General features: G+C 45.0%; 1 protein-coding gene. It reads right to left on the reverse strand.

Annotation, left to right across the window (positions count from 1 at the left end; all coding sequences use genetic code 11):
• Positions 1–404: hypothetical protein (locus INT04_RS19225; protein WP_193017613.1), on the reverse strand; the 404-nt coding region annotated here is incomplete at both ends.

The following is a 404-nucleotide window of genomic DNA, read 5'->3' on the forward strand; positions in this document are numbered from 1 at the left end:
ATTGGGTTTCAACAATTTGGTCGTTGGCGTTATAGCGATATTGTGTGCGGTTCCAACGCGCATCATCAATATTGACCAGATTAAAGGCTTTATCGTATTGATAGCCTCGATGAACATCGGTCGAAATCGGGGGTTGAAGTGGATTATCGTGTAATGACTGTAAAAAGGATTCTGTACCTCTTCCTGCACGTTGATGGGCCAATAATCCAGTGGCGGTGTAATGGCTAGAATTAGCAAAACCCGCTTGGCTTTGACGTAAAAACTCTTGTCCCAGTGCGTTGTAGCTAAACTGCAAGGGCGCATGTTGATTGACTTGTAGGGAAGTCAGTTCATGGAGTTGACCGAAGGTATAATTAAGTTCACGCTCACCAAAGCGGGTTTGGGTGAGAATATCGTGCTCCTCA

The organism is Proteus sp. FME41 (assembly GCF_014897315.1).
Classification (GTDB): domain Bacteria; phylum Pseudomonadota; class Gammaproteobacteria; order Enterobacterales; family Enterobacteriaceae; genus Proteus.